This is a genomic window from Microbacterium sp. NPDC076768, from assembly GCF_040687205.1.
GTDB lineage: Bacteria > Actinomycetota > Actinomycetes > Actinomycetales > Microbacteriaceae > Microbacterium.
The window spans coordinates 962803-982282 of record NZ_JBFBMU010000002.1 but is presented as its reverse complement, the minus strand read 5'-3'; the positions used below and the strand labels follow the sequence as shown (position 1 = coordinate 982282).

General features: G+C 61.6%; 21 protein-coding genes. 11 read left to right on the top strand and 10 right to left on the bottom strand.

The features are described from left to right. The 3 genes from AB0O87_RS11125 to tkt are packed head-to-tail and all read right to left on the bottom strand — an operon-like array spanning position 1 to position 4825. The gene (locus AB0O87_RS11125) at positions 1-1608 is read right to left on the bottom strand and encodes a glucose-6-phosphate isomerase (protein ID WP_363515526.1); all 1608 of its coding nucleotides are present in this window, start codon (positions 1606-1608) and stop codon (positions 1-3) included. Continuing rightward, positions 1605-2717: a transaldolase gene (tal, locus tag AB0O87_RS11120; protein WP_363515523.1), complete on the bottom strand. Its 1113-nt coding sequence runs from the start codon at positions 2715-2717 to the stop codon at positions 1605-1607. Before tal ends, AB0O87_RS11125 begins: the two co-directional genes overlap by 4 nt. Beyond that, positions 2714-4825, bottom strand: a complete 2112-nt coding sequence (gene tkt / locus AB0O87_RS11115) for a transketolase (RefSeq protein ID WP_363516225.1) — start codon at positions 4823-4825, stop codon at positions 2714-2716. Before tkt ends, tal begins: the two co-directional genes overlap by 4 nt. A 217-nt stretch (positions 4826-5042) precedes the next feature. Between tkt and AB0O87_RS11110 the strand changes: the two genes are divergently transcribed. Beyond that, positions 5043-5948: a heme o synthase gene (locus AB0O87_RS11110; protein WP_363515521.1), complete on the top strand. Its 906-nt coding sequence runs from the start codon at positions 5043-5045 to the stop codon at positions 5946-5948. An 85-nt stretch (positions 5949-6033) separates the two neighbouring features. On the opposite strand, the gene AB0O87_RS11105 is transcribed toward AB0O87_RS11110, so the two are convergent. Together AB0O87_RS11105 and AB0O87_RS11100 are read right to left on the bottom strand one after the other, a co-directional pair. After that, entirely contained in the window at positions 6034-6444 is a 411-nt protein-coding gene (locus AB0O87_RS11105; protein ID WP_363515518.1) for a hypothetical protein, read from the bottom strand. A 66-nt stretch (positions 6445-6510) separates the two neighbouring features. Continuing rightward, positions 6511-7536 carry a COX15/CtaA family protein gene (locus AB0O87_RS11100; RefSeq protein ID WP_363516222.1) on the bottom strand — a complete coding sequence of 342 codons (1026 nt, stop codon included), beginning with the start codon at positions 7534-7536 and terminating at the stop codon, positions 6511-6513. Positions 7537-7848: 312 nt separating this feature from the next. Between AB0O87_RS11100 and sufB the strand changes: the two genes are divergently transcribed. The 6 genes from sufB to AB0O87_RS11070 are packed head-to-tail and all read left to right on the top strand — an operon-like array spanning position 7849 to position 13100. Further along, positions 7849-9267 (top strand): Fe-S cluster assembly protein SufB, encoded by a 1419-nt coding sequence (sufB, locus tag AB0O87_RS11095; RefSeq protein WP_363515515.1) that lies wholly within the window; start codon positions 7849-7851, stop codon positions 9265-9267. Further along, positions 9267-10472 carry a Fe-S cluster assembly protein SufD gene (gene sufD / locus AB0O87_RS11090; RefSeq protein ID WP_363515512.1) on the top strand — a complete coding sequence of 402 codons (1206 nt, stop codon included), beginning with the start codon at positions 9267-9269 and terminating at the stop codon, positions 10470-10472. Before sufB ends, sufD begins: the two co-directional genes overlap by 1 nt. After that, positions 10469-10795, top strand: coding sequence for a non-heme iron oxygenase ferredoxin subunit (locus AB0O87_RS11085; RefSeq protein WP_363515509.1), 327 nt, complete (start codon positions 10469-10471; stop codon positions 10793-10795). The genes sufD and AB0O87_RS11085 overlap by 4 nt, the downstream gene beginning before the upstream one ends. A 3-nt stretch (positions 10796-10798) precedes the next feature. Next, the gene (gene sufC / locus AB0O87_RS11080) at positions 10799-11569 is read left to right on the top strand and encodes a Fe-S cluster assembly ATPase SufC (RefSeq protein ID WP_363515507.1); all 771 of its coding nucleotides are present in this window, start codon (positions 10799-10801) and stop codon (positions 11567-11569) included. A gap of 9 nt (positions 11570-11578) precedes the next feature. Beyond that, entirely contained in the window at positions 11579-11908 is a 330-nt protein-coding gene (locus AB0O87_RS11075; protein ID WP_363515504.1) for a metal-sulfur cluster assembly factor, read from the top strand. Between the two features lie 40 nt (positions 11909-11948). Beyond that, a complete protein-coding gene (locus AB0O87_RS11070) occupies positions 11949-13100 on the top strand; it encodes an aminotransferase class I/II-fold pyridoxal phosphate-dependent enzyme (protein WP_363515501.1) in 1152 nt (383 codons plus the stop codon). A 9-nt stretch (positions 13101-13109) separates the two neighbouring features. Here AB0O87_RS11070 and AB0O87_RS11065 read toward each other — a convergent pair whose 3' ends face one another. Next, the gene (locus AB0O87_RS11065; RefSeq protein ID WP_363515498.1) at positions 13110-13682 is read right to left on the bottom strand and encodes a TetR family transcriptional regulator; all 573 of its coding nucleotides are present in this window, start codon (positions 13680-13682) and stop codon (positions 13110-13112) included. A gap of 78 nt (positions 13683-13760) precedes the next feature. Here AB0O87_RS11065 and AB0O87_RS11060 point away from each other — a divergent pair, with 78 nt between their 5' ends. Next, positions 13761-14456 carry an ABC transporter ATP-binding protein gene (locus tag AB0O87_RS11060; protein WP_363515495.1) on the top strand — a complete coding sequence of 232 codons (696 nt, stop codon included), beginning with the start codon at positions 13761-13763 and terminating at the stop codon, positions 14454-14456. After that, entirely contained in the window at positions 14453-15046 is a 594-nt protein-coding gene (locus AB0O87_RS11055) for an energy-coupling factor transporter transmembrane protein EcfT (RefSeq protein ID WP_363515492.1), read from the top strand. The genes AB0O87_RS11060 and AB0O87_RS11055 overlap by 4 nt, the downstream gene beginning before the upstream one ends. 23 nt (positions 15047-15069) lie before the next feature. Here AB0O87_RS11055 and AB0O87_RS11050 read toward each other — a convergent pair whose 3' ends face one another. Next, positions 15070-15705: a DedA family protein gene (locus tag AB0O87_RS11050; protein WP_363515489.1), complete on the bottom strand. Its 636-nt coding sequence runs from the start codon at positions 15703-15705 to the stop codon at positions 15070-15072. 164 nt (positions 15706-15869) lie between these two features. On the opposite strand from AB0O87_RS11050, the gene AB0O87_RS11045 reads away from it, so the two are divergent. Both AB0O87_RS11045 and AB0O87_RS11040 read left to right on the top strand, forming a co-directional pair. Next, positions 15870-17468 carry an ABC-F family ATP-binding cassette domain-containing protein gene (locus AB0O87_RS11045; RefSeq protein WP_363515486.1) on the top strand — a complete coding sequence of 533 codons (1599 nt, stop codon included), beginning with the start codon at positions 15870-15872 and terminating at the stop codon, positions 17466-17468. Between the two features lie 126 nt (positions 17469-17594). Then, entirely contained in the window at positions 17595-18077 is a 483-nt protein-coding gene (locus AB0O87_RS11040) for a pyridoxamine 5'-phosphate oxidase family protein (protein ID WP_363515483.1), read from the top strand. A gap of 24 nt (positions 18078-18101) precedes the next feature. On the opposite strand, the gene AB0O87_RS11035 is transcribed toward AB0O87_RS11040, so the two are convergent. Genes AB0O87_RS11035 through AB0O87_RS11025 form a run of 3 tightly spaced genes read right to left on the bottom strand, consistent with a single transcriptional unit; the run spans position 18102 to position 19449 of the window. After that, positions 18102-18914, bottom strand: coding sequence for an SURF1 family protein (locus AB0O87_RS11035; protein WP_363515480.1), 813 nt, complete (start codon positions 18912-18914; stop codon positions 18102-18104). Continuing rightward, the gene (locus AB0O87_RS11030) at positions 18911-19105 is read right to left on the bottom strand and encodes a hypothetical protein (RefSeq protein ID WP_363515477.1); all 195 of its coding nucleotides are present in this window, start codon (positions 19103-19105) and stop codon (positions 18911-18913) included. The genes AB0O87_RS11035 and AB0O87_RS11030 overlap by 4 nt, the downstream gene beginning before the upstream one ends. Beyond that, a complete protein-coding gene (locus tag AB0O87_RS11025; RefSeq protein WP_363515474.1) occupies positions 19102-19449 on the bottom strand; it encodes a DUF3099 domain-containing protein in 348 nt (115 codons plus the stop codon). Before AB0O87_RS11025 ends, AB0O87_RS11030 begins: the two co-directional genes overlap by 4 nt. Between the last annotated feature and the right edge of the window lie 31 nt (positions 19450-19480).

Genomic DNA, 19480 nt, shown 5'->3' with positions numbered 1-19480 from the left:
CTACTTCTGTGCGGCTTCGAAAAGGGCGAGAACGTCGTCAGACGATTCCGTGATCGTCAACGTGACGACGGGACGTCCGTGCTCGGCGAGCACAGCAGCGTCACCAGAAGCCTGCGCCTGGATGAGCTGGCCGAAGGTGAACGGCCGGTCGGGAATCTCGAGGTCAACATCGGTGCGTTCCAAGATCTGAAGGAACACTCCCTGCGCGGGGCCACCCTTGTGGTACTGACCCGTCGAGTGCAGGAACCGGGGTCCCCAGCCGAATGTCGTCGGGCGTCCGGAGTCCGCCGCAACGAGCTCACGGAGCCCCTGCAGCTGGGCAAGTTCGAGACGGTTGACGTAGGCCTGAATCGAGACGTAGCCGTCGTCAGCCAGCTGCGCCCAGAGCGCGTCGAGCACGCCCTCGACGGTGCCGGAGGCGGCGAGGGCGGGGTCAGAGACACGCACTTCCACGCCATTTTCGACGAACGCGGGCGTCGTCGGCTCCGGTCGAGCATCGAGCAGGCTCCGTGCAGCGACCTTTGCGGACTCCACATCGGGCTGATCGAACGGGTTGATGCGGAGCAGGTGGCCAGCAATGGCCGTGGCGTACTCCCAGATGATGAGCTGCGCGCCCAGGGTTCCGCTCACAAGAATCTCGCCCTGATGGCGCTCGTGCAGGTGGAACTCGTTCGCGTCGTCGACCAGCCGCACAATCTGCAGGTCTGCAGGAACCGGGTCAAGTTCAGGGGAGACCGAAAGGAGCACGACGGGGAGGATCCCCGTTCCCTGCTTACCGGTGGACTCAGCGATGAGCTGCTCGATCCAGTCGGGCAGCCCCTTGATGTGGGTGCCGTCGGTGATCAGCCCTAGCTTGTCGCGGCGTGGACTCGTTGCGGCGATTGCTGCACCCAGGCGGAGCGCCGGGTTGTCAGCAGAGTCGACGGCGACTTCGAGCAACGAAGCCTCTGCTTCGTCCAGCAGCTCGTCGATGTCCACTCCCGCAAGGCCAGAAGGAACAAGTCCGAAAGCGGTGAGCGCGGAGTATCGTCCGCCCACATTGGGGTCTGCGTTGAAGACGCGGTAACCGGCCTCCCTGGCAGCGGTATCCAGCGGCGAACCTGGGTCGGTGACGACGACGATTCGCTCGACGGGATCGATGCCCAGGTCGCGGAATGCTGCCTCGAACGTGCGTCGCTGCGAGTCGGTCTCGACGGTGGAGCCCGACTTTGACGACACGACCAGAACGGTGTCTTCCAGACCCTCGTCCAGAGCGGCTAGTACCTGCCCTGGTGCCGTGGAGTCGAGAATGGTCAGCGGCACACCTGCGGTCTGCGCAATAACTTCTGGTGCAAGTGAAGAGCCGCCCATGCCGGCGAGCACGACACGGGTGACACCTTTGGCGTTCAGGTCAGCACGCAGCGCTGTGATCTCAGGGACGAGCGGGCGGGAGATCGAAACTGCCTCGACCCAGCCGAGCCGGACCGCAGCTTCTGCTTCGGCGTCTTGGCCCCAGAGCGTCGCGTCTCCGCCGGTGATGCGCGAGGCAACGAGATCGTGAACGAGGCTCGGGACTGTCTCGTCGATCGCCGCCTTCGCGGCCCCGGTGGTGTGGATGGAGAAAGTCATCGTTGCGACTCCAGACCCTCGGCAACCTGCGTCAGCAAGTCGTGCCAGGAGTCGATGAACTTCGCGACGCCTTCCTCCTCCAGCACCTGGGTGACATCGGCGAAGTCGATACCGACCTCAGCGAGCCCGGCGAAAACCGAGCGCGCCTCTTCGTAGCCGCCCGTGATTGTGTCGCCGGTGACGACACCGTGGTCGAATGTCGCTTCGAGCGTCTTCTCGGGCATCGTGTTCACGACGTCCGGTGCAACGAGTTCTGTGACATACAGCGTGTCGGGGAGAGCGGGGTCCTTGACGCCGGTCGATGCCCACAGTGCGCGCTGCTTGTTCGCGCCAGATTCCAGCAACGCCTTGGCACGGTCAGTGGCAAACGACTGCTCGTAGAGCTCGTAGGCGAGACGGGCGTTGGCGAGACCAGCCTTGCCCTTCAACGCCGTTGCCTCTTCCGACCCAATCGCAGCGAGACGCTTGTCGGTCTCGCTGTCAACACGGGAAACGAAGAACGACGCGACCGAGTGAATGGTCGAGAGGTCGATGCCCGCAGCCTTCGCTGTCTCCAAACCGGTGAGGTACGCATCGATGACGTCGGCGTAGCGCTCCAGGCTGAAAATCAACGTGACGTTGACGCTGATTCCTGCACCGATTGCCTCAGCAATAGCGGGAAGACCTGCCTTGGTCGCGGGGATCTTCACGAGGAGGTTCGGACGGTCGATCTTCGCCCAGAGTTCCTTGGCCTGCGCGACAGTACCGTCGGTGTCGTGGGCGAGGTCGGGGGAGACCTCGATCGATACGCGACCATCAACGTGGTTGGTTGCCTCCCACACGGGGCGGAAGACGTCGAGGGCTGCGGCAACATCTTGGGTGGTGGCGGCGAAGACTGCTTCTTCAGCGCTGGCGCCCGATGCAGCGAGCTCTGTGACCTGAGCGTCGTACGACGTGTCGTTCTTATCCGTGATCGCGTTGGCGAAGATGGTGGGGTTCGTGGTGACACCGACGATGTTTCGCGATGAGATCAGGTCGGCGATGTTGCCAGACGAGATGCGAGTGCGCGAGAGGTCGTCGAGCCAGATGCTTACACCTGCGGCGGCGAGCTGTTCAGTGGGGGTGCTCATGCGTTCTCCTTGGTGCTGTGTGCGGAAATCGTCTCGCGGGCTGCCGAGACAACAGCCTCGGTGGTAATCCCGAACTTCTCAAACAGGGTTTTGTAGTCGGCCGAAGCGCCGAAGTGGTCAATGCCGACGGAACGGCCGCGGTCACCGACGATGCCGCGCCAGGTCAGCACCGAACCGGCCTCGACCGAAACGCGTGCCGTGACGGATGCAGGCAACACGCTCTCGCGGTACGCCTCATCTTGCTCGTCGAACCACTCCAGAGCAGGAGCAGAGACCACGCGCACATTGACGCCGTCTTTCGCCAGGATCTCTCGGGCGTTGACCGCAAGCTGTACCTCAGAGCCAGTGGCCACGATGATGACGTCTGGCGTGCCGTTCGGCGCCTCTGCAAGCACGTAGGCGCCCTTGGCGGCTCCCCAAGCAGCTGCGAAGGTCTCGCCGGATGCTTCGCCGTCGCCACGCTCGAATACCGGAACGTTCTGACGGGTCAGGGCGATTCCTGCGGGGCCAGCATTGCGGCGAAGAAGCTCGTGCCAGACGGCGGCCGTCTCATTCGCGTCGGCCGGTCGTACGACGGCGAGGTTGGGGATCGCGCGGAGCGTGGCGAGCTGCTCAACAGGCTGGTGGGTAGGACCATCCTCACCGAGGGCAACCGAGTCATGCGTCCACACAAAGATGCTTGGCACGTTCATGAGGGCCGCAAGGCGCACTGCAGGACGCATGTAGTCGCTGAAGATGAGGAAGGTTCCCCCGAAAGCGCGCGTGTGGCCGTGGAGCACGATGCCATTGATGATCGCGCCCATGGCGTGCTCGCGGATACCGAAGTGCAAAACGCGACCGTAGGGGTTTCCTGACCATTCGCCAGTCGACCACTCAGACGGAATGAACGACGGTGCGTTCTTGATCGTCGTGAGGTTCGACTCTGCGAGGTCAGCGGATCCGCCCCACAGCTCAGGCATCTCTGCGGCGAGCGCGTTGATGATCTGACCGGATGCGGCGCGGGTCGAGACTTCCTTGCCTGCCTCAAAGACGGGAAGTGCCTGAGAGATGCCAGCTGGGAGCTCCTTGGCCTCCAGACGATCCAGCAGTTCCTTCTTCTCGGGGTTCGCAGCTGCCCATGCGTCAAACGACTTCTGCCATTCGGCTCGGCTATCTGCAGCACGCTCGGCGAGGCCGCGGGTGTGCGCGATGACCTCTTCGTCGACGACGAACGTCTGCTCTGGGTCGAATCCGAGTACCTTCTTCGTGGCAGCGAGCTCATCGCCACCCAGCGCGGAGCCGTGAATCTTGCCGGAGTTCTGCTTTCCTGGCGACGGCCATCCGATGATCGTCTTGAGGACGATCAGCGAGGGCTTCGAAGTTTCGCTCTTCGCGGCTTCAATGGCGGTGTGCAGCTCTGCCACGTCCTCGACATAGTCGCCGCTCTTCTTCCAATCGACGGTCTGCACATGCCACCCGTACGCCTCGTAGCGGGCGGCGACATCCTCGGTGAAGGCGACGTTGGTGTCATCTTCGATCGAGATCTGGTTGGAGTCGTAAATCGCGATGAGGTTGCCGAGCTGCTGGTGGCCGGCGAGCGAAGAAGCCTCGCTCGTAACGCCTTCCTGCAGGTCGCCGTCACCGGCAATCACGTAGACAAAGTGATCGAACGGGCTGCTGCCTTCCGCGGCCTCTGGGTCGAACAGGCCGCGCTCGTAGCGTGCTGCGTACGCAAAGCCGACGGCAGACGCGAGTCCCTGACCCAGCGGGCCGGTGGTGATCTCCACACCCTTGGTGTGGCCGTACTCAGGGTGACCTGGCGTGAGTGAACCCCAGGTGCGGAGAGCCTTCAGGTCGTCGAGTTCAAGCCCGAACCCACCAAGGTATAGCTGCACGTACTGCGTCAGCGAGGAGTGCCCGACAGACAGGATGAAGCGGTCGCGACCCAGCCAGTCGGTGTCGGTGGGATCGTGTCGCAATACGCGCTGGTACAAGAGATAGGCGGCGGGGGCGAGGCTCATGGCCGTGCCGGGGTGACCGTTGCCGACCTTTTCGACGGCATCGGCCGCCAGGATTCGAGCGGTATCTACCGCGCGCCGATCGATCTCATCCCACTGCAATTCCGACACGTTCATGCCCTTTCCGACAGTTTCGAGGGCGCCCGTATTCCCTGGCGCAACCGCATCATCACGAAGGGGTATGCGCATCGCCGGGCGCGAGTGTTTTCAGCATAGCGGTGACGCGAGTCACGCTTCGCTGGACGGCGGCCAGATGACGTCATCGCGTGTCATAGACTAAAGAGGTTGTCCGGTCACATGTGCGGAGGAGGCGATCGAGATCTCGACGATGTCAGATCAGACCGTAAAGAAGTCGTCTTTTGGTCGCACCATAAAGGCGTACATCACCCTCACTAAGCCGCGTGTGCTCGAGCTGTTGCTGGTTTCCACCGTGCCGGTGATGTTCCTGGCGCAGGGTGGCATGCCGAACCTATGGCTGGTGTTGGCAACCGTCATCGGCGGTTCATTGAGCGCCGGCTCCGCTGCTGCGTTCAATATGTACCTCGATCGCGACATCGATGCGCACATGCACCGCACCGAGAACCGCCCGCTCGTGACGGGCGAGGTCAGCCCCCGCGGCGCCTTGATTTTCTCCTGGACGCTCGCTATCGCCTCGACAGTGTGGCTTCTGGCTACGACGAACTGGTTGACGGCAGCGCTGTCCGCCACGGCGATCTTCTTCTACGTCGTGATCTACACGATGATCCTCAAGCGGCGCACGGAGCAGAACATCGTCTGGGGCGGCATCGCAGGGTGCTTCCCCGTGCTCATCGGTTGGTCTGCCGTTACTGGCTCACTTGACTGGCCCGCATTCATTCTCTTCGTGCTGGTGTTCCTCTGGACGCCGCCGCACTACTGGCCCCTGTCGATGAAATACAAGGACGACTACGAAGACGTGGATGTTCCGATGCTGGGGGTTACGCGAAACGCGTCTCAGGTTGGGCTTCAGGTCATTCTGTACGCGTGGGCGACAGTAGCCTGCTCGCTACTTTTGATCCCGATCGCGCAGATGGGTCTCGTTTACACGGTCTCTGCCATTGTCTTCGGCGGCTGGTTCATTTACGAGTCACACCGCCTCTACAACCGTGCAGTGCGCGGTACAGAGGCCCGCCCGATGCGTGTCTTCCACGCATCGATCAGCTACCTCACGCTGATCTTCGTCGCGGTCGCGGTAGACCCGCTTCTGCCGTTCTGAAGTCGGCAGCCTTCCTGAAATCTGCTTAGCGAACAACGAAGCGGCGTCGAATACTCGACGCCGCTTCGTTGTTCGCTAAGGGTTGTTAGCGCGTAGGTTCTTGCGCAGCTGGGTCCGCTTCTGTGTCTGCGTCGGAGGCGACGCCAGCGGCTGTGGCGACCTGGGTGGTGACGGGGGCAAGTGGTTCTGCATCTGCTTCGCTCGTCCAGTCGATGGCTTCGACGACCGCGGGCGCGGGGGTCGGGACCAGTGAGCGAGCGGCCACCAATCCGAGCGAGAGCAGAATGCCGACGATTCCCGCGGCAAGTACCCCGGCGCCCACAACCACGAGCGACTGTCCCACGTACACCTCGACGCCCGTTGCGGTGCCATCGAGCAACGTCGTGGTCATCAAGGCGATCTGGCCGGAGATGAGCCATCCTCCGATTGCCGTCGTAGCGATGGAGGCGACGACGAGGAGCCAGAAGCCGATGCTTCGCGAAAGTGACTTGTTCATGTGTGTCACTATCGCCGACGCGCTGATGAGTCGGCGATGTGAAGGCTATGTATGAACTGTGTGCCCTCAGTGACTATCGACGCGCGGGCGCTTCAAGTGCAGAACGACAACTGTGTAGGCGGCTGCCGATAGCGCAGCCAAAACCATGTGCGTTCCCACCAGGATGGGGGGGAGTCCTTCGCGTGCTTGCCAGATGCCGACGCCCACCTGTACCACGATGAGCAACATCAGGGCCAAAACCCAACGGCGCGGTTCGAGCCGAAGGACCCATGCCGCGATCGCGAGAAACAAGACCAGCCCAGCGAGGATGTATCCGGGCCAGGAATGCACATGAGCAAGAACGGTCGCGTCGAACCCTTGACGCAGAACTTCGGCATCGCCAGAGTGCGGCCCAGAGCCTGTGGTCAGGACTCCGAACAGGATTGTGGCCGCCAGGGCGACTCCAGTGACGTGCGTCGCGGCGGCGAACCATGCGGGAACAGAGCGTTCGCGAGGGCCGGGCACCGCGTACAGCCTTACGAGGAACGCGGCGGTGACACAGACGAGCAGAAGCGAGGAGGTGTAGTGGAATCCGACGATGAATGGGTTGAGCCCCGTCAATACCGTGATTCCACCCACCAGAGCCTGCGCGACAACGCCGATAAGGGTGAGCCACGCGAGGACGACCAGATCGCGGCGCGCCGGTGTTGTGCGCGCCGAATAGATGGCGGCAGCGATGACGGCCAAAAGCAGCACAGCGGATGCAACAGGGAAGGCAGGGATGGGGAACGGCGAGGCAATGGCGTAGGCGATGCCGGCGGCTACGATCCCACCTGCGGCGAAGCGGAGGGCGATAAAAAGACCGCGCTTGCCACTAAAAAGGTGCAGTACCAGGAGCACGACAGCAAGCGCGATGATTCCGACGACTCCCGTCATCAAGCGGTTGCCGAACTCGATGATGCCGTGGATTCCCTGCACCTCCACAATCGGTACCAGCGACTCCGGTGTGCATAGCGGCCACTCAGTGCACCCGAGTCCTGAACCGGTGAGACGCACGGCGCCGCCGGTGCCGATGATGACGGTCTCGCTGATGAACGACAGCCATGCAAACACAGTCAAGGCGCGCCGCCACCCGGTGGGACGGGGCGAGACGGTGCTCGGCGTCGAAGAAGCGGGGAACGTCGTCTCGGGCATGGGTCCTCCGGACCGCGCGACGCGGCGGGCATGGCCCGTCTGTCAGGCGGAACCTGTAGAATCGGATTGTTGCGATGAGCGCTGACAGCGCTAAACCATCGTCAACAGTTTAGGCGCGATGGAAGCGCCGGTGATGAGGGCCCACTAACGGCACCCGCTCCCGCAAACTCGACGGGGATCAGGTGTGTCGGGGCGGATGACACCGTTTGGGACCTGTGAGGAGAGTGTTGGATGTCGGATGTGCTGATCGACCGCCCGGAGCTTGACAGTCTGGGGGTGTACGAGTTCGGGTGGCATGACGAAGATGCCGCTGGTGCTATCGCAAAACGCGGTATCTCTGAAGACGTCGTTCGCGGCATCTCTGGGCTCAAGAAAGAGCCGGAGTGGATGCTGAAGACGCGCCTCAAGGGCTACCAGCTCTTTGGCCGCAAGCCGATGCCGACGTGGGGTGCAGACCTCAGCGAAATCGACTTCGACAACATCAAGTACTTCGTCCGCTCTACGGAGAAGCAAGCCCAGACGTGGGAAGACCTCCCCGCTGAGATCCGCGAGACTTACGAACGCCTCGGCATTCCAGAGGCTGAGCGTCAGCGACTCGTTGCTGGCGTTGCAGCTCAGTATGAGTCCGAGGTCGTGTACCACCAGATCCGCGAGGACCTGGAGCAGCAGGGCGTCATCTTCATGGACACCGACACGGCGCTCCGCGAGCACCCTGAATTCTTCGAAGAGTACTTCGGAACGGTGATCCCCGCCGGAGACAACAAGTTTGCTGCGTTGAACACCGCCGTGTGGTCTGGCGGATCCTTCGTCTACGTTCCTAAGGGCGTTCACGTCGAGATTCCGTTGCAGGCATACTTCCGTATCAATACGGAAAACATGGGTCAGTTCGAGCGCACGCTGATCATTGCCGACGAAGACAGCTACGTTCACTACATCGAGGGTTGCACTGCGCCGATCTACAAGTCGGACTCCTTGCACTCTGCGGTGGTGGAGATCATCGTGAAGAAGAACGCACGCGTTCGATACACGACGATTCAGAACTGGTCGAACAACGTCTACAACCTCGTCACCAAGCGTGCGGTTGCCTACGAAGGCGCCACGATGGAATGGGTCGATGGCAACATCGGCTCCAAGGTGACGATGAAGTACCCGTCTATCTACTTGATGGGCGAGCACGCCAAGGGCGAGACTCTCTCTGTCGCGTTTGCTGGCCCTGGCCAGCACCAAGACGCTGGCGCGAAGATGATCCACATGGCGCCGTACACGCAGTCATCGATCGTGTCGAAGTCGATTGCCCGCGGCGGTGGTCGTGCGGGTTACCGCGGTGAGGTCAGAGTCGATGCGGCTGCGCATCACTCGGCAAATACTGTGCGGTGTGACGCTCTGCTCGTCGACACCAAATCTCGCTCTGACACCTACCCTGCGATCGACATCCGCGTCGATGATGTGCAGTTGGGACACGAGGCCACCGTCTCGAAGGTCAGCGAAGAGCAACTCTTCTACCTGCAGTCCCGCGGCATGCCAGAAGACGAGGCAATGGCGATGATCGTGCGCGGCTTTATTGAGCCGATCGCGCGTGAACTGCCGATGGAGTACGCGATGGAACTGAACAAGCTCATCGAGATGGGCATGGAAGGATCGGTCGGCTAGTGACGGCCTCGACGACAGCGCCTTCCGAGGCGCAGCACACGAACGCGCATATTGACCCGGCTGCTCAGGTCGCCGCGGCAGGTTTTGTTCCGGTGCAGACGCGATCAGAGCGTCCGCACTCGTTCGAACCATCCGACTTCGGAGTCCCCACTGGGCGCGAAGTCAACTGGAAGCACACACCGGTTGCAAAGCTCGGTCCGTTGTTTGAGGTAGCGACGCAGAACGATGGCGTCAGCTACACCTTCGAGACGGGGGAACAGTACGTTTCCTCCTCGCTCGCGGCTGGCCAAGCACCGCGTGGCGAGGTTTTCCTGGCGGAAGACGTGACTGCGGCAGTTGCCTGGCAGGGAGCCGCTGACGCGCTGCACGTGCAGATCCCGCGTGAAGAAGAGGTGGCGGAGCCGGTTCTGGTTTCCGTCGCTGGTCTCGGGGCCGATCGACGCGCGGATGCACACATTGTGATCGAGGCACTCGAGCACAGTTCTGCGACCGTCGTGCTTCAGCACACTGGTTCTGCGCAGTATGCGCAAAACGTCGAGATCATCGTGCGTAATGGTGCCAAGCTCACCGTGATCAGCCTGCAGCAGTGGGAAGACGACGCAGTGCACTTGGCTGCGCATCAGGCGCGAGTCGGTGCAGATGCCACCCTCAAGCACTTCGTTGTGACTTTTGGTGGCGGAATTGTGCGCGTCAACCCGAACATCGAGCTTGCAGGGGCCGGCTCAGAGGGCTACCTCTACGGACTCTCCTACGCAGATGCCGGGCAGCACTTCGAGAGCCAGGTGTACATGCACCACAAGGGGCCGCACACCAAGGGTGACGTTCTCTACAAGGGTGCACTGCAGGGTCAGGACGCGCACAGCGTATGGATCGGTGATGTGCTTATTGGTGCAGACGCCACCGGTACTGACTCCTACGAAGCCAACCGCAACCTGGTGCTGACCGAAGGTGCGCGTGCCGATTCGATTCCGAACCTCGAGATCGAGACGGGCGACATTCTCGGAGCCGGTCACGCGAGCGCCACAGGTCGTTTCGATGATGAGCAGTTGTTCTATCTCCAGGCGCGCGGCATTACGGAAGAAGAAGCGCGTCGACTTGTCGTGCTCGGCTTCTTGACAGATATCGTGCAGCGACTGGGAATTCCCGCGCTAGAAACAGAGTTGCTGGCGGCGATCGAAGCGGAGCTCGCAGAGGTGAACGCATGAGCGCAGAGCGGGTGTGTGGCGTTGCTGATCTGGAACAAGACACGCCAATTCGTGTCGATCCAGGCGGCGTTCCCATTACCGTAATCAAAGATGGCGATGGGGTAATCCACGCCATCGGAGATACCTGCACCCACGGCGATATCTCGCTGTCCGAAGGTTTTGTCGAGGGTGACACGGTGGAGTGCTGGGCACATGGCTCAGCCTTCTCGTTGCTTACCGGCAAACCCCAAAATCTCCCGGCATATGAGCCCGTCCCCGTCTACGTCGTTCAGATCGACGGCGACGATGTGCTCATTGACCCGACTGTCACTAAGGAAGTTTGAAGAATGTCTGTTCTCGAGATCCGCGACCTGCACGTAACGGTCGAGACTGAGGCGGGGACTACCCCGATCCTCAATGGAATCACCCTCACCATGAGCACTGGCGAGACTCACGCCATCATGGGTCCGAATGGCTCTGGCAAGTCGACGCTGGCCTACACGATTGCTGGACACCCGAAGTACACGGTGACCTCTGGGTCGATCACGTTCGATGGCCAAGACGTTCTGGCGATGAGCGTCGATGAGCGCGCCCGCGCTGGTCTGTTCCTGGCGATGCAGTACCCGGTGGAGATTCCAGGCGTTACGGTCACCAACTTCCTTCGCACCGCCAAGACGGCGCTCGATGGTGAAGCTCCCGCGATCCGTGGGTGGACCAAAGACGTGAAGTCGGCAATGGCGAATCTGCGGATGGACCCGAAGTTCGCACAGCGCAACGTGAACGAAGGCTTCTCCGGTGGTGAGAAGAAGCGTCACGAAATTCTGCAGCTCGAGGTACTGAAGCCGCAGTTTGCGATCCTCGACGAGACGGACTCCGGTCTTGACGTCGACGCGTTGAAGATCGTTTCGGAAGGTGTAAACCGTGCGAAGGAGTCTTCAGGACTCGGCGTTCTGCTAATCACGCACTACACCCGCATTCTTCGTTACATTCGTCCCGACTACGTGCACGTCGTTGTCGCAGGAAAGATCGTCGAAGAGGGCGGCCCTGAACTTGCCGACCGGCTCGAGAACGAGGGATACGACCGTTTCCTCGACCCCGCAGCTCCGATCGAAGCGTAGGCTGATCGCATGACAGCGACCCTCACAGACGAGAAGTACGACGCCGTCACCGAGGCGTTGAAAGACGTTATGGACCCAGAGCTTGGGATCAACGTCGTCGACCTCGGTCTGATCTACGATCTCAGCTGGGACGACGAGAACGATGCTCTCGTCATCCACATGACACTGACGAGCGCGGGGTGCCCGCTGACCGACGTGCTGGAAGAGCAGACCGCTGAGGCGCTAGACAGCGTCGTTGACCGGTTCAGAATCAACTGGGTCTGGATGCCGCCGTGGGGCCCAGAGAAGATCACCGACGACGGACGCGACATGATGCGTGCGCTCGGGTTCGCGATCTAACCTGAGCACCCACACGCTCTAGATCTCGGGGGAAAGTTTGATGCAAGTAACCGCGCTATCCCTGCCGGAGTTGCGCGAGCGCAGTAGCGAAAAGTGGCGGGAATATCCGGCGGATGTCCTGCCACTTTTTGTCGCTGAGACCGACTTTCCACTCGCGCCCGCGGTGTCGGCGGCATTGCAACGCGCTGTCGAAATCGGAGACACCGGGTACGTGGCCTCACGCACGCCACTTGCCGAGGCGTTCGCCGCTTTTGCGCACCGCCGATATGCGTGGAACCCAGATCCCGCGCGCATGCGGAGTACCGCAGACGTCAGTATGGGAATCGTGGAGATTCTCCGCCGGGTGACGCAACCTGGGGGGCAGGTTGTCGTTACGCCGCCTGTCTATCCGCCCTTCTACGACCTGGTGGAAGAAGCCGGTGCCGAGGTGCTGCGCGTTCCTCTCATCGACACAGGTGCCGGGTGGAAGCTTGATCTCGTCGGCATCCGCACTGCTTTCGAAGACGGCGCCTCCGCGATCCTGCTCTGCAACCCGCACAACCCCACTGGCACGGTGCATGACCGCGAAAGTCTCGCAGCTCTCGCCGAATTGGCGGCGGAGTTCGGTGTCGCGGTTGTATCGGACGAGATACACGCTCCACTGGCGCAACCGGAGGCGAACTACACACCTTTCCTTGCGGTGAGTGACGCGGCGCGGCTCGTCGGATATGCCGTCGTGAGTGCGAGCAAGGCTTTCAATCTCGCGGGCTTGAAGTGCGCGCTGATGGTGACGAGCAGTGATCAAACGAGTGCGGTGGTGAGGTCACTTCCTGTGGAGGTGGAGTGGCGCACCGGCCAGTTTGGTCTCCTCGCCGCCGTCGCGGCGTTCTCAGAAGAGAGTGATGCATGGCTTGATGGGCTGCTGCGCACCCTCGATGAGAATCGGCGCCTGCTTCACGAACTTCTCACGGAGCACATCCCTGGCGCGCGCTATCGAATTCCTGATGCCGGATACCTCGCATGGATTGATCTATCGGCCTGTGGGTGGGGTGACAATCCGGCGCGACGCATCCTGAAGGAGGCAAAGGTCGCCTTGCACTTCGGCCCTGCTTTTGGAGCCGAGGGAGCAGGCCACGTGCGCTTGAACTTCGGCACCAGTCCGGAGATCCTCACCGAGGCTGTCGAACGCATCGCGACGATCACCCGTCAGTGACTGTTTCTGTCAGCGAGCGTTTCTGTCGCTACTGACGCGACCAGCCAGGGCTTCAATGCCAAGAGTGAAGACACGATCGAGTCCGGCGGTCACGTCTAGCTCATCGGAGTGGGGCAGTGCCCCGTAACTGTCCGCGTGCATCCGCTGTTGTACGAGCGTTGAATGGCCGAGAACGAAGTGCAGAACGGCGGCGCCCCGCTCTTCCGCGTCTGCGACTCCTTCGCCACGGAGCGCCTCTGTCAACGCGGACTGCGCGCGTGCTGAGCCGAGCTGTAATGCGTAGGTGCTGAGAACCAGCTCCGCGCCGTCGCGATGTGTGAACAGGGCATCCCTGATGCCACGCGCCGTGGCAAGAACATCGTCGCTGCCGACGGGGATCGAAGCGGTGATCCGGTCGGCGAGATCAGCGAGGAGCTCCTGCTTGTTCTCGAAGTGCCAGTACAACGCGCTCGGCTGCACCTCGAGCCGCGCAGCAATGCGTCGCATCGAGAGGTCGGCAAGGCCTACCTCGTCGAGCAGCGCTAGTGCTGCTCTCGCGACGCTTTCGCGATCATGTCGCGTTGAATTCGAGTCGGGACTCATGTGCCAACTATAGTGAACGTCGTTCAGGTGAACACTGTTCAGGTGACGAATCGAGTTCGATTGAAGAGAGTGCTGAGCATGCGAAAGCCCGAAGTGCCCTCGACAACGTTGTCGATAGAGGCAGTGTCAGTCAACTTCGATGGGCGTCGAGTGCTCTCGGACATCAATCTGGAGTTGTCGGCGCCGACTATCGCGGTGATCGGCGCAAATGGCTCCGGCAAGTCCACGTTCGCTCGGCTGCTGAACGGGTTGGTCGCGCCTACGAGCGGTCGAGTGCGAGTGAATGGGCTAGATACCGTGCGCGATCGCGCTGCTGTGCGCAAGCGTGTCGGGTTCGTTTTCTCGAATCCCGATGCACAGATACTCATGCCTACGCCTGCGGAAGATCTCGCGCTGTCTCTGCGCGGTGTGCCGAAGACAGAGGTTGCCGATCGCGTGCGTGAGAGTCTCCGCGCACATGGCTTGCAGGATCACGCGGATTCGCCTGCCTCGACATTGTCCGGCGGACAAAAGCAGATGCTCGCTCTCGCCTCGGTGCTGATCGCCGAACCCCGGGTGCTCGTCGCGGATGAGCCGACAACGCTCTTGGATCTGCGCAACTCACGGCGCATCGCAGATCTGTTGTTCCGACAGCCCATGCAGCTTGTCGTCGTGACTCACGATCTCGATCTTGCCGCGCGCTGTTCTCAAGCGCTCTACTTCGAAGAAGGACAGGTCGTGGCTGTCGGCTCGCCCAATGAGGTTATTGAGTCATATCGCCGAGCATCCTTATGATTGTGCTCTACCGTCAGGGAACCGGTGTGTTTCACCGCATGTCAGCGGGCGTCAAACTCGCAACATTGGCGATTACGGTGCTCGCGGTGTCGTTGTTCGCACGGGATCCCGTAAGTGTCGCGCTCGTGCTATTTCTCGTGGTGCCGCTGTACTGGGTCGGAAGGTTGCCGTGGCAAACACCATTCGAGCAGGTGTGGCGTCTGCGCTGGCTCGTGGTGGTGCTCGCCGGGGCACTACTGATCTTTGTCTCGCCAGCGGCGGCCTGGACGAACACCGGTCGCGTTGTAGCCGTGCTCTTGCTGGCGAGTCTGCTGACACTCACCACGCGCATGTCAGAGATCCTGTCCGTCCTCAGTCGCTTGCTGCAGCCACTTCGTCGGATCGGGCACAGCCCAGAGTCGGTTGCGCTGGCAGTTTCTCTCGCCGTCACGATGATCCCGGTGATAGCGGGGTTCTCCGACCGGGTGCGACAGGCCCAGTCGGCTCGTGGCGTCAGGCTCGGGATGAAAGCGGTGGTGCCCTTGCTCGTGCTTGCGCTTCGTCATGCTGACGAGGTGGGCGACGCGCTAGCTGCGCGAGGTCTGGACTGAGGCCGCACCAGCGCTGTGCACTTTCACGGCGTACTGATGCTCTCAGCGAGGATCTGGGAGGAAGTGTCAGCCCGGCGCCTTGCCGCAGACACCCTGTCGACCGTAAAGCCGATGACGAGTGCGATGGCGATGCCGAGACCGGCGCCCAAGAGGGGTTGGTCCTTGAGCCAGGCGCCGGCGAGAAGGCCGATTGTGAGGCTGAATGCGCTCCAGCTGAGCCCGGCGATAATCGTCAATGGGAGGAAGCGACGCCACGCGAACCCCAGCGCCCCGGCAGACATATTCACGGCGACCCGCCCGACTGGGATGTAACGCGCTCCGAGAACGAGTGTGGCGCTTTGCCGTTCGAGCGCGCGCTGGGCGTAGGTGAGCGCTTGCGCCACGCGAGGGCGACGCATCCACGCGAAGCGGGTGGTGCCGAGTGTGCGACCCAGAGTGAAAGCAATGTTGTCGCCAATTACAGCGCCCACAGCCCCGACCAAGCCGAGCAGCAGGATGTTGCCGTTTCCTGTAGAAGCGATGACCGCCGCCGCAGCGACCAGCACTGTCTCGCTGGGTATGGGCGGGAAGAAGCCGTCGATGACGGTGACCGCGAACAGTACGAGGTAGAGCCAGGGTGAGGCGACGGCCTGCAAGATGAGCTCGTTGATGATGTCCACACTCACACGCTATTTTGCCCACGCCAACGGCCGCGTCCGCCTGTGGTTGTGCCGCCATCAGCCTTCCGGCTGATGTTCCTGAGCGTAGTTCCCTGCCGCTCCGCTTATACTGGGGGGCTGGCCACTCGGCCGAACCACCTCCCTCAAAAGAACGGACGTCTGCTGTGCTTGCCGTGCACGACCTTGAGATTCGCGTTGGTGCGCGCTTGCTGATGGAGAACGTTTCGTTCCGTGTTGCCGACGGCGACAAGATTGGTCTTGTTGGCCGCAACGGTGCGGGAAAGACCACGCTCACAAAAGTGCTCGCCGGAGACGTCCTTCCGTCTGGCGGAAAAGTGACCCGTTCCGGTGAGTTGGGGTACCTGCCGCAGGACCCGCGTTCCGGCAACCCCGAAGACCTCGCACGCACACGCATCTTGGATGCCAGAGGTCTCGGGCAGCTGAACCTCGGCATGACAGAAGCCTCTCTCGCCATGGGGTCGGATGACCCAGCCGTCGCTGACAAGGCGATGAAGCGCTACGCAGCGCTGACAGAGAAATTCGAGGGTCAGGGCGGGTACGCGGCAGAGGCGCAGGCGGCGTCGATCGCGCATAATCTCTCATTGCCCGACCGCATCCTCGATCAGCCGCTCTCCACTCTGTCTGGTGGTCAGCGACGCCGTATCGAGCTCGCCCGCATCCTCTTCTCCGATGCGCAGACGATGATCCTCGATGAGCCGACCAACCACCTCGATGCCGACAGTGTCGTCTGGCTCAGAGAGTTCTTGAAGGGCTACAAGGGCGGACTGATTGTCATCAGCCACGATGTAGAACTCGTCGGCGATACCGTCAACCGTGTTTTCTACCTGGACGCGAACCGTCAGGTCATCGATACGTACAACATGAACTGGAAGAACTACCTGCGTCAGCGGGTCGCCGACGAGGAACGCCGCAAGAAGGAGCGCGTCAACGTCGAGAAGAAGGCGACGACGCTACAGCTGCAGGCCGCACGCTTTGGTGCGAAGGCTTCGAAGGCGGCCGCGGCACACCAGATGGTTGCCCGCGCCGAGAAGATGCTTGCCGGACTTGACGACGTGCGTCAGGAAGACCGCGTGGCGAAGCTGCGCTTCCCGAAGCCAGCGCCCTGCGGTAAGACTCCGCTGATGGCATCTGGGCTCTCGAAGTCGTACGGATCATTGGAGATCTTCACCGATGTCGATCTCGCGATTGACCGCGGATCCAAAGTCGTGGTGCTCGGTCTGAACGGTGCCGGTAAGACCACGTTGCTACGGATGCTTGCCGGAGTCGATAAGCCAGACACTGGACAGCTGGAGCCTGGTCATGGACTGAAGGTCGGGTACTACGCGCAAGAGCACGAGAACCTCGATGTCAATCGCTCTGTGCTGCAGAACATGGTTTCCGCTGCTCCGCACATCACCGAGACGGAAGCCCGTCGAGTTCTTGGCTCGTTCCTCTTCACCGGTGACGATGTGCTGAAGCCCGCCGGCGTGTTGTCTGGTGGGGAGAAGACTCGTCTTTCGCTCGCCACGCTTGTGGTGTCTTCGGCCAACCTGTTGCTTCTGGATGAGCCAACGAACAACCTCGACCCGGCATCACGTGAAGAGATCCTCGATGCGCTGGCGCACTACGAGGGAGCAGTTGTTCTGGTCTCGCACGACCCAGGAGCTGTGCAATCCCTCAATCCTGAGCGCGTATTGATCCTTCCAGATGGCGTGGAAGACATCTGGAACCAGGAGTATCAGGACCTCATCGAGCTCGCGTAGTGACATGATCGATGTATGTCGACGGGTGAGCATCTTCTACCCCAAATGGGGGAGTGGTGTCGTTCACAACCTTCGTTGATCGGAGCGCCGCCTCCGCTTGAGCCCGCAGACCTCCCGCTCGATCCAGTGACACTCTTCCGTGTTTGGATAGTCGCCGCGGCAGGCGAGGGGGTTCCCGAACCGCTTGCGGCAACGTTGGCCACCGTCGATGAGGATGGTCTCCCGGATAGCCGAACGCTGATTCTGAAAGACGTTGATGAGCGAGGCTGGGCTTTCGCCGGAACACGGTCGTCCCGGAAGGCTGCTCAGATCGCGTCCAACCCCGTGGGCGCACTCAACTTTTGGTGGCAACCCATGATGCGAGCCGTTCGGATTCGTGGCGGCATCAGCGAAGCAACAGTCAGCGAGAGCGCCGCCGACCTCGCGTCCCGTTCCCCGTCCGCCCGCGCGGCGCTGGGAGACAGTCAGTGGGTGCTTTGGCGCATCGACGCTGTCCGCGTGGAGTTCTGGCAAGGATCTCCTGATCGAAAACACACCCGAATCGTTTACGAGCGCATTGAGTCAGGCTGGACCCACTCTGTCTTGGACGTCGACTCGCCCAAGGACTAGCAGCGGGGCTGGCCAATTGTCACTTCATCGGACGTCGAGAAGCTCGTCTTCGATGTTCGCGTCATGATCTTTCTTGCGCGGCTTCTTGACGGGCGCGGGGACGCCTTCAACCTCTTCACGGTGCTTCACAATCTCGGTGCGGATGATGTACCCGATGAAGATGAATCCCATCAGAGCGAAGAGAATCCACTGGATGGCGTAGGAAAGGTGGGGCCCCGGGTCATCAGTGGGGGAGTCAAAGGTTCCCAGTCCACCTTCGCCTGCGGGGTTCTCGCTGATGAGTCGCCCATAGGCGCTCGTGATCACGTCACCGTCAACCTGCTCGGCGATGGATGGCAGATTAATCGTCGGCACTTGACCGTCCGGTGCGCCGCGGCCCGAAGCAGGGAGCTGCTCGCCTGGTCGCAATCGCACGGTGACCTCGACGTCGCCTTCCGGCGGTGCTGGCACAAAGTTTGGTGAGTCGCCGTCGCCTGGTGGCACCCACCCTCGATCAACAATGAACACGCGACCGTCAACATCTCGGAACGGCACAAGGACTTCGAATGCGCTGGTGCCGCCGAGGGGCCGGTTGCGCACCAGTAGTTGCTGTTCGCTGAGATACTCGCCCTGGAGGACCACGGGCCGCCACTCATCAGATGGGTCAAGAGCGCCGTCTGCGCCGATGACATCGGCGAGAGGAACGGCCTTGGCGTCGTAGTTCTGATCGACGAGCTCGATCTGCGCAGCCCGGTCTTCGCTCCGCTCGAACTGCCAGTTCGATAGGAAGACGCACGCGACGGCAAAACCGATCGCAATGAGCACATAAACCGTCCAACGGATGACTCGCCGGCTCATGCAGAATCTCCATCGCGAACGGCTACCGGAAAGTCACGCGCCGCCAGATAGTCGTGCAGAAAATCGACGTGTTCATCGCAGGCGAGCCAGATCTTTTCTCGGTCCACTGCATGGATACGAGGATTACGCCAGACCACCTGCTTTGTTGCCGCGCTCCGGCAGCCGGCGCGCGAGCATTCGAGCTCTGTCATCGGGTGCGTGGGCCTTCACCGATAGTGAACACCTGGGGAGCAGTGGGATCACTTGCTGCCACAGGAGGCTGGCTGGCATCGAGTTGCAGCGTGGGGGACTCGGCGTTCGTCTCTGAGCTGTCACTGCCCGCATTTGCAAAGACCACCGCGATGTAGGGAAGCACAGCGGCAGAGAGCGCGAAGACCCAGGTGTACCAGCCGTACGGCTGGACGAGAACCATGAGCGCGAAACTCACGATCCGGATCGTCATCGTCAGCGCATACCTGCGCACACGATGATCAGCCTCATCCCGCGGAGACAGCGGTAGTGAGGTGACGGCAGGGACTTCGCGCGCGTTCTTCACGATGACTCCAGCCTACGCCTGTACGGGCATC

Bases quoted from the DNA above. Each gene is read 5' to 3' on its own strand.
- sufB (WP_363515515.1), top strand. From the start codon at position 7,849: ATGTCGGATGTGCTGATCGACCGCCCGGAGCTTGACAGTCTGGGGGTG.
- tal (WP_363515523.1), bottom strand. From the start codon at position 2,717: ATGAGCACCCCCACTGAACAGCTCGCCGCCGCAGGTGTAAGCATCTGG.
- AB0O87_RS11055 (WP_363515492.1), top strand. From the start codon at position 14,453: ATGATTGTGCTCTACCGTCAGGGAACCGGTGTGTTTCACCGCATGTCA.
- AB0O87_RS11030 (WP_363515477.1), bottom strand. From the start codon at position 19,105: ATGACAGAGCTCGAATGCTCGCGCGCCGGCTGCCGGAGCGCGGCAACA.
- AB0O87_RS11110 (WP_363515521.1), top strand. From the start codon at position 5,043: ATGTCAGATCAGACCGTAAAGAAGTCGTCTTTTGGTCGCACCATAAAG.
- sufC (WP_363515507.1), top strand. From the start codon at position 10,799: ATGTCTGTTCTCGAGATCCGCGACCTGCACGTAACGGTCGAGACTGAG.
- AB0O87_RS11035 (WP_363515480.1), bottom strand. From the start codon at position 18,914: ATGAGCCGGCGAGTCATCCGTTGGACGGTTTATGTGCTCATTGCGATC.
- AB0O87_RS11125 (WP_363515526.1), bottom strand. From the start codon at position 1,608: ATGACTTTCTCCATCCACACCACCGGGGCCGCGAAGGCGGCGATCGAC.
- AB0O87_RS11065 (WP_363515498.1), bottom strand. From the start codon at position 13,682: ATGAGTCCCGACTCGAATTCAACGCGACATGATCGCGAAAGCGTCGCG.
- AB0O87_RS11085 (WP_363515509.1), top strand. From the start codon at position 10,469: ATGAGCGCAGAGCGGGTGTGTGGCGTTGCTGATCTGGAACAAGACACG.
- AB0O87_RS11105 (WP_363515518.1), bottom strand. From the start codon at position 6,444: ATGAACAAGTCACTTTCGCGAAGCATCGGCTTCTGGCTCCTCGTCGTC.
- AB0O87_RS11060 (WP_363515495.1), top strand. From the start codon at position 13,761: ATGCGAAAGCCCGAAGTGCCCTCGACAACGTTGTCGATAGAGGCAGTG.
- AB0O87_RS11070 (WP_363515501.1), top strand. From the start codon at position 11,949: ATGCAAGTAACCGCGCTATCCCTGCCGGAGTTGCGCGAGCGCAGTAGC.
- AB0O87_RS11075 (WP_363515504.1), top strand. From the start codon at position 11,579: ATGACAGCGACCCTCACAGACGAGAAGTACGACGCCGTCACCGAGGCG.